At 59.4% G+C, this 13,096-nt stretch carries 15 protein-coding genes; 6 read left to right on the top strand and 9 right to left on the bottom strand.

Annotated elements, in window-relative coordinates; all coding sequences use genetic code 11:
• Window positions 1-71: 71 nt before the first annotated feature.
• Window positions 72-1,421 (bottom strand): NCS2 family permease, encoded by a 1,350-nt coding sequence (locus ACZZ0A_RS05465; RefSeq protein ID WP_007914003.1) that lies wholly within the window; start codon window positions 1,419-1,421, stop codon window positions 72-74.
• A 290-nt stretch (window positions 1,422-1,711) separates the two neighbouring features.
• Complete coding sequence (locus ACZZ0A_RS05470; protein ID WP_007914011.1) at window positions 1,712-2,158, bottom strand: MarR family winged helix-turn-helix transcriptional regulator; 447 nt, start codon at window positions 2,156-2,158, stop codon at window positions 1,712-1,714.
• A gap of 82 nt (window positions 2,159-2,240) precedes the next feature.
• On the opposite strand from ACZZ0A_RS05470, the gene ACZZ0A_RS05475 reads away from it, so the two are divergent.
• Window positions 2,241-3,407, top strand: a complete 1,167-nt coding sequence (locus tag ACZZ0A_RS05475; RefSeq protein WP_463542619.1) for an aminotransferase-like domain-containing protein — start codon at window positions 2,241-2,243, stop codon at window positions 3,405-3,407.
• 165 nt (window positions 3,408-3,572) lie between these two features.
• Here the strand turns inward: ACZZ0A_RS05475 and ACZZ0A_RS05480 are convergent, their stop codons facing one another.
• From ACZZ0A_RS05480 to ACZZ0A_RS05500, 5 genes are all read right to left on the bottom strand, one after another.
• Window positions 3,573-3,944, bottom strand: a complete 372-nt coding sequence (locus tag ACZZ0A_RS05480) for a glutathione S-transferase N-terminal domain-containing protein (RefSeq protein WP_007914020.1) — start codon at window positions 3,942-3,944, stop codon at window positions 3,573-3,575.
• 103 nt (window positions 3,945-4,047) lie between these two features.
• Complete coding sequence (gene folE / locus ACZZ0A_RS05485; protein WP_003204506.1) at window positions 4,048-4,593, bottom strand: GTP cyclohydrolase I FolE; 546 nt, start codon at window positions 4,591-4,593, stop codon at window positions 4,048-4,050.
• Window positions 4,594-4,670: 77 nt separating this feature from the next.
• Window positions 4,671-5,228: a Smr/MutS family protein gene (locus ACZZ0A_RS05490; RefSeq protein WP_463542620.1), complete on the bottom strand. Its 558-nt coding sequence runs from the start codon at window positions 5,226-5,228 to the stop codon at window positions 4,671-4,673.
• Window positions 5,229-5,302: 74 nt separating this feature from the next.
• Window positions 5,303-5,623, bottom strand: coding sequence for a hypothetical protein (locus tag ACZZ0A_RS05495; protein WP_007914024.1), 321 nt, complete (start codon window positions 5,621-5,623; stop codon window positions 5,303-5,305).
• A gap of 130 nt (window positions 5,624-5,753) precedes the next feature.
• Window positions 5,754-6,344, bottom strand: a complete 591-nt coding sequence (locus ACZZ0A_RS05500; protein WP_007914026.1) for a cysteine hydrolase family protein — start codon at window positions 6,342-6,344, stop codon at window positions 5,754-5,756.
• Between the two features lie 239 nt (window positions 6,345-6,583).
• On the opposite strand from ACZZ0A_RS05500, the gene prmB reads away from it, so the two are divergent.
• Window positions 6,584-7,492: a 50S ribosomal protein L3 N(5)-glutamine methyltransferase gene (gene prmB / locus ACZZ0A_RS05505; protein ID WP_007914027.1), complete on the top strand. Its 909-nt coding sequence runs from the start codon at window positions 6,584-6,586 to the stop codon at window positions 7,490-7,492.
• Between the two features lie 93 nt (window positions 7,493-7,585).
• On the opposite strand, the gene ACZZ0A_RS05510 is transcribed toward prmB, so the two are convergent.
• Entirely contained in the window at window positions 7,586-8,377 is a 792-nt protein-coding gene (locus ACZZ0A_RS05510) for a hypothetical protein (protein WP_007914033.1), read from the bottom strand.
• 99 nt (window positions 8,378-8,476) lie between these two features.
• Entirely contained in the window at window positions 8,477-9,430 is a 954-nt protein-coding gene (locus ACZZ0A_RS05515; RefSeq protein WP_042704995.1) for an alpha/beta hydrolase, read from the bottom strand.
• Window positions 9,431-9,560: 130 nt separating this feature from the next.
• Between ACZZ0A_RS05515 and aroC the strand changes: the two genes are divergently transcribed.
• The 4 genes from aroC to ACZZ0A_RS05535 all read left to right on the top strand — a co-directional run bounded on the left by aroC (window position 9,561) and on the right by ACZZ0A_RS05535 (window position 13,092).
• Complete coding sequence (aroC, locus tag ACZZ0A_RS05520; protein ID WP_007914036.1) at window positions 9,561-10,652, top strand: chorismate synthase; 1,092 nt, start codon at window positions 9,561-9,563, stop codon at window positions 10,650-10,652.
• Window positions 10,653-10,683: 31 nt separating this feature from the next.
• Window positions 10,684-11,829, top strand: coding sequence for an MFS transporter (locus tag ACZZ0A_RS05525; RefSeq protein ID WP_007914038.1), 1,146 nt, complete (start codon window positions 10,684-10,686; stop codon window positions 11,827-11,829).
• Window positions 11,826-12,452 (top strand): methylthioribulose 1-phosphate dehydratase, encoded by a 627-nt coding sequence (locus tag ACZZ0A_RS05530; RefSeq protein WP_007914040.1) that lies wholly within the window; start codon window positions 11,826-11,828, stop codon window positions 12,450-12,452. The genes ACZZ0A_RS05525 and ACZZ0A_RS05530 overlap by 4 nt, the downstream gene beginning before the upstream one ends.
• Window positions 12,453-12,546: 94 nt before the next feature.
• The gene (locus ACZZ0A_RS05535) at window positions 12,547-13,092 is read left to right on the top strand and encodes a 1,2-dihydroxy-3-keto-5-methylthiopentene dioxygenase (protein WP_007914042.1); all 546 of its coding nucleotides are present in this window, start codon (window positions 12,547-12,549) and stop codon (window positions 13,090-13,092) included.
• The last annotated feature ends 4 nt before the right edge of the window (window positions 13,093-13,096 follow it).

Raw genomic sequence — 13,096 nt, forward strand, 5'->3', positions numbered from 1 at the left:
TTGTACTCAAGAATGTGCAAAAGCCCCACCGGTCAGGGTGAGGCTGTGTTGAAGCTTGAACCGCGTGACGCTTACAAGAAGATGAACTTGGCGATGAAGATCGCGCAGAGCACCCACAGGCTCACGGAAATTTCCTTGTACTTGCCGGTACCGGCCTTCAACGCCACGTAGGTGATGAAGCCCAGCGCGATGCCATCGGCGACCGAGAAGGTCAGTGGCATCATGATCGCAGTGACGATGGCCGGAATGGCGTCAGTGGCTTCATCCCATTCGATGTGGGCCATGCCGCCCATCATCAGCATCGCTACATAGATCAGTGCACCGGCGGTGGCGTAAGCGGGAATCATGCCGGCCAGCGGTGCGAAAAACATCGCTGCTATAAATAGCACACCTACGGTAACTGCGGTAAGACCAGTCCGACCACCAGCGGCCACACCGGCGGCACTTTCTACGTAACTTGTGACGGGCGGGACACCGACCACGGCGCCGAAGACGCTGGAAGCACTGTCGGCTTTCATCGCGCGGGAGAGGTTTTCGATACGGCCGTCGGCGTTCACCAGATTGGCGCGCTGGGCAACGCCCATCAACGTGCCGGCGGTGTCGAACATGTGCACAAAGAGGAAAGCCAGTACGACGCTGATCATGCTGACGTTGAACACGCCGGCCACGTTCATCGCCATGAAGGTCGGCGCCAGGCTCGGCGGGGTCGACATGATGCCTTCATAGTGAACGATGCCCAGGCCCCAGCCGGCCAGGGTCACGGTGATGATGCTGATGAGGATCGCACCGAACACGCGGTGGTAGCTGAGGATCGCAATCATCAGGAAGCAGATGGCCGCAAGCAGTGGGCCGGGTTCGCGCAGGGAGCCGAGTTTGATCAGGGTCGCTGGACTGTCGACGACGATCCCGGCGGTTTTCAGACCGATCAGACCGAGGAACAGACCAACACCGGCACCCATTGCAAAGCGCAGACTGACCGGAATGCTGTTGAGCAGCCACTCACGAATCCGCGAGAAGGTCAGGATCATGAACAACACACCGGAGACAAATACCGCACCCAGCGCGGTTTCCCAGTTGTAGCCCATGGTGCCGACCACGGTGTAGGTGAAGAAGGCGTTGAGGCCCATGCCCGGTGCCAGGCCCACCGGCCAGTTGGCGTACAGGCCCATCAACAGGCAGCCCAATGCCGCGGCGATACAGGTGGCGACGAAGGCTGCACCGTGATCGATCCCGGCATCGGCCATGATGTTCGGGTTGACGAAGATGATGTAAGCCATGGTGATGAAGGTTGTCAGACCGGCAATCAGCTCGGTCTTCACCGTGGTGCCATGCAAGCTGAGTTTAAACAGACGTTCCAGCAAGCCACTGCGTAATGGCGGCGAGAGGTCCAGCGTCGATGCTTCGGATTTGCGGCTTTCCACAGCGAGTACTCCTCAAGAGTTTTATTGTTATTTCCAGGGCCGGACCCATGAGGGGTGGCAGCGGCCCTTTGAGGCTTACGCGAATTTGTTGACCATGCGGTCAGGAACTCGCACGCTGTGGATTATGCTTTTGTGTACAAATAAAGCAAATATTGTTTTTGGTTTTGTTTACGAAAGTTCCGTCAATAGGGATATATCGCCTGTGCCGGCCCCTTCGCGAGCAAGCTCGCTCCCCCATTGGTATGCGTCCCCCTGTGGGAACGAGCCTGCTCGCGAAGAGGTATTCCCATTCAATCGAGAGCCGTCTGAGTTTTCCCCAATGCCAGATTCACCGCCAACCATCCATTCACCGCCGCTTCCCCGGCCTCGGCAAATACCCGCTCCAGCAACTTCACCTGCTCACGGCGCAACGCCTGCTCGAACTTCGCGCCTTCCGCTGTCAACTCCAGCAGGCGCTTACGCTTATCAGCCTCCGAGGCGACGCTGTCCACCAGATGCATTTCCTGCAACTGCCGCAGCGGCATGTTCAGCGCTTGCTTGCTCACACCGAGCAAGGCCAGCAGCTCTTTCACGCTCAAATTCGGATAGCGCGCGATGAAAAACACAATGCGCTGATGCACCCGCGACAAGCCACGGCGTTCCAGCATTTCATCAGCTTTGGCGGTGAACGCCTGGTAGCCGAAGAAAAACGCTTCCATGGCCTGTTGTTGGCTTGCAGGGTTTTTAAGGTCAAGCATGTTGACGTACTCGCTCAGGCTGTCGTAATTTCAGTCAACCAGTTTGACTTATTTTTTGCATCCCTTGCTACCGGTGACCGCCATGGCTTTTTCCGAACGTGTCTCGCGCCTTAAAAGTTCTTTGATTCGTGAAATCCTCGCCGCTGCCCAGCGTCCTGAGGTGATGTCGTTCGCCGGTGGCTTGCCGGCCGAAGCCATGCTGCCGAAGGTCGAGTGGGCGGACATGCCGCTGGCGCTCGGCCAATACGGCATGAGCGAAGGCGAGCCGGCGTTGCGCGAAGCGTTGGCGGCGGAGGCGCGGGCGCTGGGCCTGGAGTGCGAGGCCAGTCAGGTGCTGGTGGTCAGCGGCTCCCAGCAGACCCTCGATCTGGCGGCCAAGCTGTACATCGACAAAGGCACGGAAATTCTGCTCGAAGCGCCGACCTATCTGGCCGCGTTGCAAATCTTCCAACTGTTCGGCGCCGATTGCCTGACCGTGCCGCAAGAGTCTGATGGGCCGAACCTGGCGCAACTGCGCGAGCGTCTGGAGCAGCATCGTCCGGCGTTCATCTACTTGATTCCGACGTTCCAGAACCCGTCCGCCGTGCGCTATAGCGAGGCCAAGCGTGCTGCCGTCGCCGCATTGCTCGATGAATTCGGCGTCACCCTGATCGAAGATGAACCCTATCGTGAACTGACTTTCGATGGCGGTAGCGCCAAACCGATTGCCGGGCGCCTGAAGAAGGCGAGTTGGATTTACACCGGCACCGTGTCGAAAACCCTGCTGCCTGGTTTGCGTGTTGGCTACCTGATTGCCAGTCCCGATCTGTTCCCGCATCTGCTCAAGCTCAAGCAATCGGCGGATCTGCACACCAACCGCATCGGTCAGTGGCAGGCGCTGCAATGGATCGGCACTGAGAAATATCAGCAGCACTTGAGCGAATTGCGTTGCTTCTATCGGCAGCGGCGCGATGCTTTCCAAGCAGCGCTGGAAATGCACTTTTCTGATCTGGCGCATTGGAACATGCCGCAGGGCGGGCTGTTTTTCTGGCTGAAACTGAAGCAACCGCTGGACACGCGAACGTTGCTCAATGAGGCGTTGGCCAATGACGTGGCGTTCATGCCGGGGGAGCCGTTCTTTCCGGAGCCGGATAACCATCATGGGCATTTGCGCTTGAATTTCAGCCACATCGATCCGGCGAGGCTGGATGAAGGTTTGAAGCGTCTGGCGGCGGTGGTACGTCGGGCGCAGCTAGAGAAAGCGGCCTGAAAACAAATAAACCGGCTCAAGGGCCGGTTTATTTTTGACTGGGATTTGCGGTGGCTGAGAGGGCCTAATCGCTGGCAAGCCAGCTCCCACAGTGATCTGTGGCGTTCACAAAACCTGTGGGAGCTGGCTTGCCAGCGATGAGGCCATCAGCATCACCACATAATCTCAGACAGCAGCAAAGCGCTTGTCCAGATAATCAATAATCACCTTGGATTCATACATCCAGGTGGTCTGGCCATTCTCTTCAATCCGCAGGCAAGGCACCTTGATCCGGCCGCCCTGATCCAGCAGCGTCTGACGATCCTGCTCATTGTTTTTCGCATCCTTCAACGCCACCGGCACATTCAGGCGACGCAGCGTGCGGCGGGTTTTCACGCAGAACGGGCAAGCATGGAACTGATACAGGGTCAGGCCTTTCGCGGCGGCGTTGACCTGGGCCTGAGTTTCGGCAGGACGCTGTTTCTTGCCCGGGCGGGTGATGAAGTCGATGAAGATAACCAGTTGGCCGAGGCCGACACGAAGCGCTTTGACGAACACGTTTAAAGCCTCACGGTGCAAATTGAGAAGGCGCGCAGCTTACCCGATTTTTCACGGACGAAAAAAAACCGGCGATGAGTGCCGGTTTTCTTCGTGGCGCAAATTACTTGATGAGGCTGAGGAATTCGCTGCGGGTCGCGGCGTTTTCACGGAACTCACCGAGCATCACCGAAGTGATCATCGACGAATTCTGCTTCTCGACACCGCGCATCATCATGCACATGTGCTTGGCCTCGATCACCACGGCCACACCCAACGCGCCGGTGACTTGTTGCACAGCATCGGCGATCTGACGGCTGAGGTTTTCCTGGATCTGCAGGCGACGGGCGTACATGTCGACGATCCGCGCGACCTTCGACAGGCCCAGCACTTTGCCGCTCGGGATGTAGGCGACGTGTGCCTTGCCGATGAACGGCAGCAGGTGGTGTTCGCACAACGAGTACAACTCGATGTCCTTGACCAGCACCATTTCGCTGTTGTCGGAGCTGAACAGGGCACCGTTGGTGACCTCTTCGAGCGTCTGTTCATAACCGCGGCAGAGGTACTGCATGGCTTTGGCGGCACGCTTTGGCGTGTCGAGCAGGCCCTCGCGGGACACGTCCTCGCCCAATTGGCCGAGAATCGCGGTGTAATTCTGTTCCAGGGACATGAAACTACCTGTGGGGATTTTCGCAAAGGGCAAGGGTACGGTGGCGGACACAACCCTGCAAGTTCGGTGTAACGGGATTATTCGTCGCGGCCTTCCATCATGGTGCGTTTGAGCATCACATAAACCGCGCCGGCACCGCCGTGTCTGGCTTGGCACGAGCAGAAACCCAGCACTTGGGCATGCTGGCGCAACCAGGTGTTGACGTGGCTTTTGATCATTGGTCGCTTGCCGTCCAGGCGTACAGCCTTGCCGTGGGTAACGCGCACGCAGCGAATTTCGAACTTGGCCGCTTCGGCAAGAAAAGCCCACAAGGTCTCGCGTGCCTTTTCCACGCTCATGCCGTGCAGGTCGAGACTGCCTTCGAACGGGATCTGCCCGACCTTGAGCTTGCGCATCTGACTTTCCTGCACGCCGTCACGAGACCACATCAACTCGTCTTCCGGGCCGACATCAATCACAAACTGATCGGACAACCCATCGACGGTCGCGGTATCGGTGCGCACGGTGGCGGACTGGCGCAGCTTGGCGATCTGAGCGCGGTCAGCCTTGGGTTTACCGGTGTCGGCGCGATCGTGCTTGATCGGCTTGACGCCTTGGATCGCACTTTTGAACAGGGAAAAATCGTCGTCTTGCATGTCAGCCTCCGCGAAGGGCGGCCAGTTTACCCAAGTCGAAACAAAACGGCCCGGCAAAAAGCCAGGCCGGTGAGTCAGTCGTGTTTTTTCATCAGGTGCGGGGACATGTTCAGTTCCCGCGATTGCCGTGCGCGACGGCGGCAGCGACGCCACAGGGCGACACCGAAATACAGAAACAGCAAACCGACTGCCAGAATGATCGCCGAGCCCATCGGCGTAGCGTTCAAGTCACCGAGTGCCGGTGGGCGCCCGAGCAGGCTGGCCGCTCCGGCCATCGCCAGCAGCACGCCGAACGTGGCCAGAATGGCCGCGATCGCCGCGCCAAATCGAAAACGCCAGTTGCTTTGGCCTTTGGGCCGCAAGCGGCGTGCGTCAAATCCATCGGATAACTTCATTCCGACCTTCCTCAATGGGTATCGGCCCTTCGACCGGGAGTTGACCGGGTTGTTCCTGAGGCTATGGCATTTGCGGCAAATGAGAGGAATTTGCGGATGAGCGGCGTGCTGAGCCGCTCATCAAAGCAGATCAGATCAGGTCTTGAGTCAACGCGAGGGTGGCAAAGTTGTCCGCCATGATCGCCATTTCAGCTTCCTGCACCACGGCGGCGCTGAGCACGCGGCCCTTGAACGGCAAGTCGCGGGTCGCGCAGGCGTCTTCCACCAGGGTGCAGCGGAACCCCAGGTTTTTTGCTGCACGCACGGTGGTGCTGACGCTGGAATGGCTCATGAAACCGCAGACGATCAAGTCCAGCGAGCCAAGGTTTTGCAGACGGTCCAGCAACTCGGTGCCATGGAACGCGCTCGGCAGCAGTTTGCCGATAATGGTTTCATCACCTTGTGGCTCGAGGCCCGGGATGAATTCGCCGCGTTCACCCTGCGGGTCGAACAGGCCTCCGACGGTGCCGAGATGACGCACGTGCACGATCGGCCGACCGGCTGCACGGGCTGCGGCAACCACTTGTTTGATGTTCGCGACGGCCGCGTCCATGCCGCTCAGGGCCAGCGGGCCACTGAGATATTCTTTCTGGGCATCGATGATGACCACGGTGGCATGGCTCAGTGTGGCCGCTGCGTAACCGCGACCGCTGAGTTGAAACATCGTTTTTGGAACGGACATTCTGGGGCTCCTTGGGGTGGGGCTTTTGCGACATTGTCCTCTGGCGGAGCGGTTCTGTGAATCGCTACCATCGTAGGCACCGTCGTTATTGGCCTGCAGCCTTGTCAAGTTACACGTTCTGTTCAATAGCTGATGCAAAAAACAGAAAACTCCTACCGTCGTCGCGATGTTTTTCCTGCGTCGTCGTCAGGCGTTTTGGCTGGTAGAATCGCCAGTCGTTTTTTCTGGAGTTCTGCCCCGTGATCACTTCCCGACTTCGTACCCTGCGCGACCACATCCGTTGGGCCGTCAGCCGCTTCCATGGGGAGGATCTGTTTTTCGGCCATGGCACCGACAATGCCTGGGACGAAGCCCGGCAACTCGTGCTCGGTGCATTGCACCTGCCATGGGAAATCGCCGACAGCTACCTCGATTGCGCGCTGGAAGACGATGAGTTGGTCAATCTGCAACGCCTGCTCAAGCGTCGTATCGAGGAACGCATTCCGACCGCTTACCTGTTGGGCGAGGCGTGGTTCTGCGGTATGTCGTTCATTGTTGACGAGCGCGTGTTGATCCCGCGTTCACCGATTGGCGAACTGATCGAAAATCACTTTGCGCCGTGGATCGGCACCGAGCCGGCGCGGATTCTCGACCTGTGCACCGGTTCCGGTTGCATCGGCATTGCCTGCGCCTACGAGTTCCAGAACGCCGAAGTGGTGCTGGCCGATTTGTCCTTCGAGGCGTTGGAAGTGGCCAACCAGAACATCGAGCGCCATGGCGTCGATGAGCGTGTGTACACCGTGCAGGGCGATGGTTTCGATGGTTTGCCGGGGCAGCGTTTCGACTTGATCGTGTCGAATCCGCCTTACGTGGATGCAGAAGATTTCGCAGATATGCCGGATGAGTATCAGCATGAACCGGAGCTGGGTCTGGCCTGTGGCGATGATGGTCTGAATCTGGTTCGACGCATGCTCGCCGAAGCGGCGGATCACCTGACCGAGAAGGGCTTGTTGATTGTCGAGGTGGGTAACAGCCAGGTGCACGTTGACGCGCTGTACCCGGAAGTCGATTTCGCCTGGCTCGAATTCGAGCGTGGTGGCCATGGCGTGTTCATGTTGACGGCGGAGCAGTGCCGCGATCATCAGGCGCTGTTCGCCTCCCGCGTCTGACCCGTTAAAAGCAAAAGATCGCAGCCTTCGGCAGCTCCTACAGGGATTACCGCATTCCAGTGTAGGAGCTGCCGAAGGCTGCGATCTTTTGATCTACCGGTGCGTGGCAATCCAGATCAGCAACCCCGCCTGAAACACCGCAAACGCCACCAGACACGTGATGGTGAAACGCAAACCAGCGTCTTCACGCTTGAACTTGCTGACTTTCTCTTCCTGCTTCTTCAGCTTCACTTCCTGCTCGGCCAGATTCTGCTCGGCCTGCTGAAGCATCTGCGCCGCCTCGAGAATCTCGACGATCTGCAGCTTTTCGCTGTTCCAGTCACCGAGCAGATCACCTACCAACACATCCTTGACGCTGCCCTTCAAGTGCTGGGCATCGGCGTACACCACATCAAAACCATGCACCCGCAGGAAATGATCGCGACGCAGGCGCGTGTCTTCATTCAGCGCGTCCTTGTTGTTCAAGTCCATGCCATCGACGGTGTAGGCGGGCCAGCGTTTTTTCGCCCAGTTGATGCCTTGTGCGGCCATGAAACGGCCGATGCCACGGTTCAACGGTTCGATTTGCAAGCCGCTGTCCGGGCCAAAGCTGACGCGCTTGGTGGTGTGATCGACCCACACATCGAGATGATTCTGCTCTTTGCGAACGCGTTGACTCGGCAGCTTGATTGCCATGCGCATCAGGCTTTTTTCTTTGCTGTTGCGCTCGGCGTAACCGAATTCGACGAAGCGCAACGGCCGCCCGCCGGTGTTGCGGTCGGTTTGCAACGGGGCCAGGCGGAGCATCTTGTGGTGCTCGACATGGACATCCGCCCACGGCAGCTCGGCCGCTGGCGGTGCGTCTTTTTCAGCGGTGGTGTCGGGTGAAGTCTGGGTATCAGTCATAACGGCGAGATCCTGTCCAAGCCCTGCTTGTCGCCAGCGGTTGCGCTGGCGACAAAGGCTTATCGGCCGTTTCTGTCAGGACTAGAGGGCAAACAACGGTTAACGGGTGCGAAGTCCGTCAATAAACTCGATGATTTTGCTGCCCAGTTCTGCGGCCAGCGGCAAATTCGGGTCCTTGTACGAGGCCAATTGCCGCTTCATGTCGTTGTGCACGATGCGCATGACGTGGTTCATGCCTTCGATGACCACCAGTTCGGCGTCGGGTTTAGCGGCTTTCAGCGCCTGCGCATCGCCAACGCCGACCTGCATGTCATTGCTACCCTGAACAATCAGTGCCGGCATTTTCAATTGCGCGAAGGCTTTCGCCGGATCCTGACGGAACAGTGAAATCAGATACGGCTGCACGCTCGGGCGGAAAATCACCTGCAACGGCTGCGGCACATTGTCGTCGGTGTGACCGGCCTTGAGGCTGTCGAGCAGTTCGTTACTGCGCAGCATCAGCGGTGGCGGCAGACTGCGGGCCAATTGCTCGCGGATCACCTGATCGACCGGTCGGGCGCTGCCGGACAGGGAAATCACCGCCGCCGCATCGACTTTCGGCGCGGCGAGGCTGGCTATCAGCGCGCCCTCACTGTGGCCCAGCAGGATCAGCTTGCCGAAACGTGGATCGGCCTTGAGCTTTTGCCCCCACGCCACCGCATCTGCTGCATAGGCCTCCACCGACAAATTGCGCTCATCCGGGGTCGCCGCCAGGCTCGCCGCAACACCGCGCTTGTCGTAACGCACGCTGGCGATGTTGTGTTTGGCCAGCACCCACGCCAGGCGCTTGAGGCTGTCGTTGCGCCCGCCGTCGGGGTTGTTTCCGTCGCGATCCGTAGGACCCGAGCCAGAAATGATCAGGACAACCGGCACCGGACTGTCGGATTTTGGCAGCAACAGCGAACCGAAAAGCTCACCGGTGCCGGTATCCAAAGTTACCGGGCGTTGTAGGACCGTCGCTTGGGCAAAGCCCGTAAAGAGGGTAAGACTCAAGATCAAAACTCGCAGCATCATCACGCCATCATTCGCCAAGGTGCCGGTTGGACTCGCCAGCACCACTAAGGTTCGAGGATGAACTACTCGGTTAGCCTGCGTATACTGGCGCGCATCACGAATTTGGGTTTGATTTCACGGAGCGTCCTGCATGTCCGGCAATACCTACGGCAAGTTGTTCACTGTCACCACCGCTGGCGAAAGCCATGGTCCGGCGTTGGTCGCCATTGTCGACGGCTGCCCGCCGGGCCTGGAGATCTCCCTCGAAGACCTGCAGCGCGACCTCGATCGCCGCAAGCCGGGCACCAGCCGCCACACCACCCAGCGCCAGGAAGCCGACGAAGTCGAAATCCTCTCTGGCGTGTTCGAAGGGCGCACCACCGGTTGCTCGATCGGCCTGCTGATCCGCAACACCGACCAGAAGTCCAAGGACTACTCGGCGATCAAGGATCTGTTTCGCCCGGCCCACGCTGACTACACCTACCACCACAAATACGGTGAGCGCGACTACCGTGGCGGTGGCCGCAGTTCGGCGCGCGAAACCGCGATGCGCGTGGCCGCCGGTGCGATCGCCAAGAAATATCTGGCAACTCAGGGCATCGTCATTCGTGGCTACATGAGCCAGCTCGGCCCGATCGAAATCCCGTTCAAGACCTGGGACTCGGTGGAGGAGAACGCGTTCTTCAGCCCGGATCCGGACAAGGTTCCGGAACTGGAAGCCTACATGGACCAGTTGCGCCGCGACCAAGACTCGGTCGGGGCGAAGATCACCGTGGTTGCCGAAGGGGTGATGCCGGGCCTGGGCGAGCCGATTTTCGACCGTCTCGACGCCGAACTGGCCCATGCGCTGATGAGCATCAACGCGGTCAAAGGCGTGGAAATCGGCGCCGGTTTCGCCTCGGTCGCCCAGCGCGGTACCGAACACCGCGATGAAATGACCCCGGAAGGCTTCCTCAGCAACAATGCGGGCGGCATCCTCGGCGGTATCTCGTCCGGTCAGCCGATTGTTGCCCATTTGGCGCTGAAGCCAACATCGAGTATCACCACTCCGGGCCGTTCGATCGACATCCACGGCAATCCGGTCGACGTGATCACCAAGGGCCGTCACGATCCGTGCGTCGGCATCCGCGCCACGCCGATCGCCGAAGCGATGATGGCGATCGTGCTGATGGACCACTTGCTGCGTCATCGTGGGCAGAACGCCGATGTGCGCGTGAGCACGCCGGTGCTGGGTCAGCTTTGATGGCAGGCCTTGAAGCCGTCGCGGCATAACCGTGGCGGCGCTCCCTTACTGGCGGCTGTCCAGTTTCTATCTGTTCTATTTCGCCTTGCTCGGTTCGACGGCGCCGTTTCTGGCGCTGTATTTCGATCACCTCGGCTTCAGTCCGGCGCGAATCGGTGAACTGGTTGCCATCCCGATGCTGATGCGCTGCGTGGCGCCGAACATCTGGGGCTGGCTCGGTGATTACACCGGTAGACGCCTGGCCATCGTGCGCTTTGGCGCAGTGTGTACGCTGCTGACGTTCTCGTTGATTTTTGTCAGCAAGACCTACGCCTGGCTGGCGATGGTCATGGCGCTACACGCATTCTTCTGGCACGCGGTGCTGCCGCAGTTCGAAGTCATCACGCTGGCGCATTTGCAGGGCCAGACCTCGCGTTACAGTCAGATCCGCCTGTGGGGCTCGATCGGTTTCATCATCACCGTGGTTGCGTTGGGCCGGCTGTTCGAATGGCTGAGCCTCGATATCTACCCGGCGGCGCTGGTGCTGATCATGGCCGGCATCGTCCTCAGCAGTCTGTGGGTGCCGAACGCGCAACCACCGCAAGGCAATCGGCCGCACGGCGAGGGGTTTCTCAAACAGCTGCGCAATCCCGGCGTGCTGGCGTTTTACGCTTGTGTCGCGCTGATGCAGATGAGCCACGGCCCGTATTACACCTTTCTGACCTTGCACCTTGAGCGCCTCGGCTACACACGCGGCACCATCGGCATGCTCTGGGCCGTGGGTGTCGTCGCCGAAGTGCTGATGTTCATGGCGATGAGCCGGATTCTCGCGCGGTTTTCCCTGCGCCGCGTATTGATGGCGAGTTTTCTGCTGGCGGCGCTGCGCTGGTTGCTGCTAGGTTCGTTCGCCGAGTTTCTGTGGGTGCTGTTATTCGCGCAGGTGCTGCACGCAGCGACCTTCGGCAGTTTTCACGCCGCTGCCATCGCCTTCGTGCAACGTAGCTTCGGCGCGCGCCAGCAAGGGCAGGGCCAGGCGTTGTACGCAGCACTGGCCGGTACCGGCGGTGCGCTCGGCGCGTTGTATTCCGGTTACAGCTGGAATGCCCTCGGCGCGACATTGACCTTTAGTATTGCCAGTCTCGCGGCGCTCGCTGCTGCCGTTATCATTGCCACACGTATGCAAGAGGACAGGCCATGAGCCTTACGCGTGAACAACTCGCCCAGCAAATCGTCGATGCCGGGCGCTTTCTCTATGGTCGCGGCTGGTCGCCGGCCACCAGCAGCAACTACTCGACGCGCCTGTCGCCGAGCGAAGCGCTGCTGACAGTGTCGGGCAAGCACAAAGGCCAGTTGGGTCTGGACGATGTGCTCGCCACCGATCTGTCGGGCAACAGCCTGGAACCGGGCAAAAAGCCCTCTGCCGAAACCTTGCTGCACACCCAACTCTACAGCTGGCGACCAGAGATCGGCGCGGTGCTGCACACCCATTCGGTGAACGCCACGGTGTTGTCGCGCCTGACGCCGGACGAATTTATCGAGTTCGAAGATTACGAACTGCAAAAAGCCTTCAGCGGCATCTCGACCCACGAATCGCGAGTGCGCGTGCCGATTTTCGACAACGATCAGGACATTGCGCGCCTCGCCGCCAAGGTGCAGCCTTGGCTCGACGCCCATCCTGATTGCGTCGGTTATCTGATTCGCGGTCACGGCCTCTACACCTGGGGCGCGCAGATGAGCGACGCGCTGCGGCAGATCGAGGCCTTTGAATTTCTGTTTGAATGCGAGTTGAAAACCCGCAGCGTCATGAACCGCCAAGGCTGACTTCACCAGAAGTAGTCCATTTGCCTGATGAAATGCTGTGCCCGACCGGTCTGCAAGAACCGGACGGCAAGGCCGATACCGAGGAATTGCCCCAATGAGCAGCCTGTCCGTCTATCACGTTTCCAGCCCCGATATTCCCAACAAAGTGCTGACCCACTTTGAAGACATCGCCTCGACCCTGGCCGAGCAGGGCGTACGCTTTGACCGCTGGCAAGCGGCGGCGAAGATCCAGCCGGGCGCGACCCAGGAAGAAGTGATCAGCGCCTATAAAGAGCAGATCGACAAACTGATGACCGAGCGCGGTTACATCACCGTCGACGTCATCAGCCTGAACAGCGATCACCCGCAAAAAGCCGAACTGCGCGCCAAGTTCCTCGAAGAACACCGCCATGGCGAAGACGAAGTCAGATTTTTCGTCGCGGGTCGTGGGTTGTTTACCCTGCACATCGACGATTACGTCTACGCGGTTCTCTGTGAGAAGAATGACCTGATCTCGGTGCCGGCCGGCACCAAACACTGGTTCGACATGGGCGAGCATCCGCACTTCGTGGCGATTCGCCTGTTCAACAACCCTGAAGGCTGGGTTGCCAACTTCACCGGCGAAGACATCGCCGGTCGTTTCCCGCGTCTGGAGGACTGATTCG

It is taken from the genome of Pseudomonas sp. AC242, from assembly GCF_979258655.1.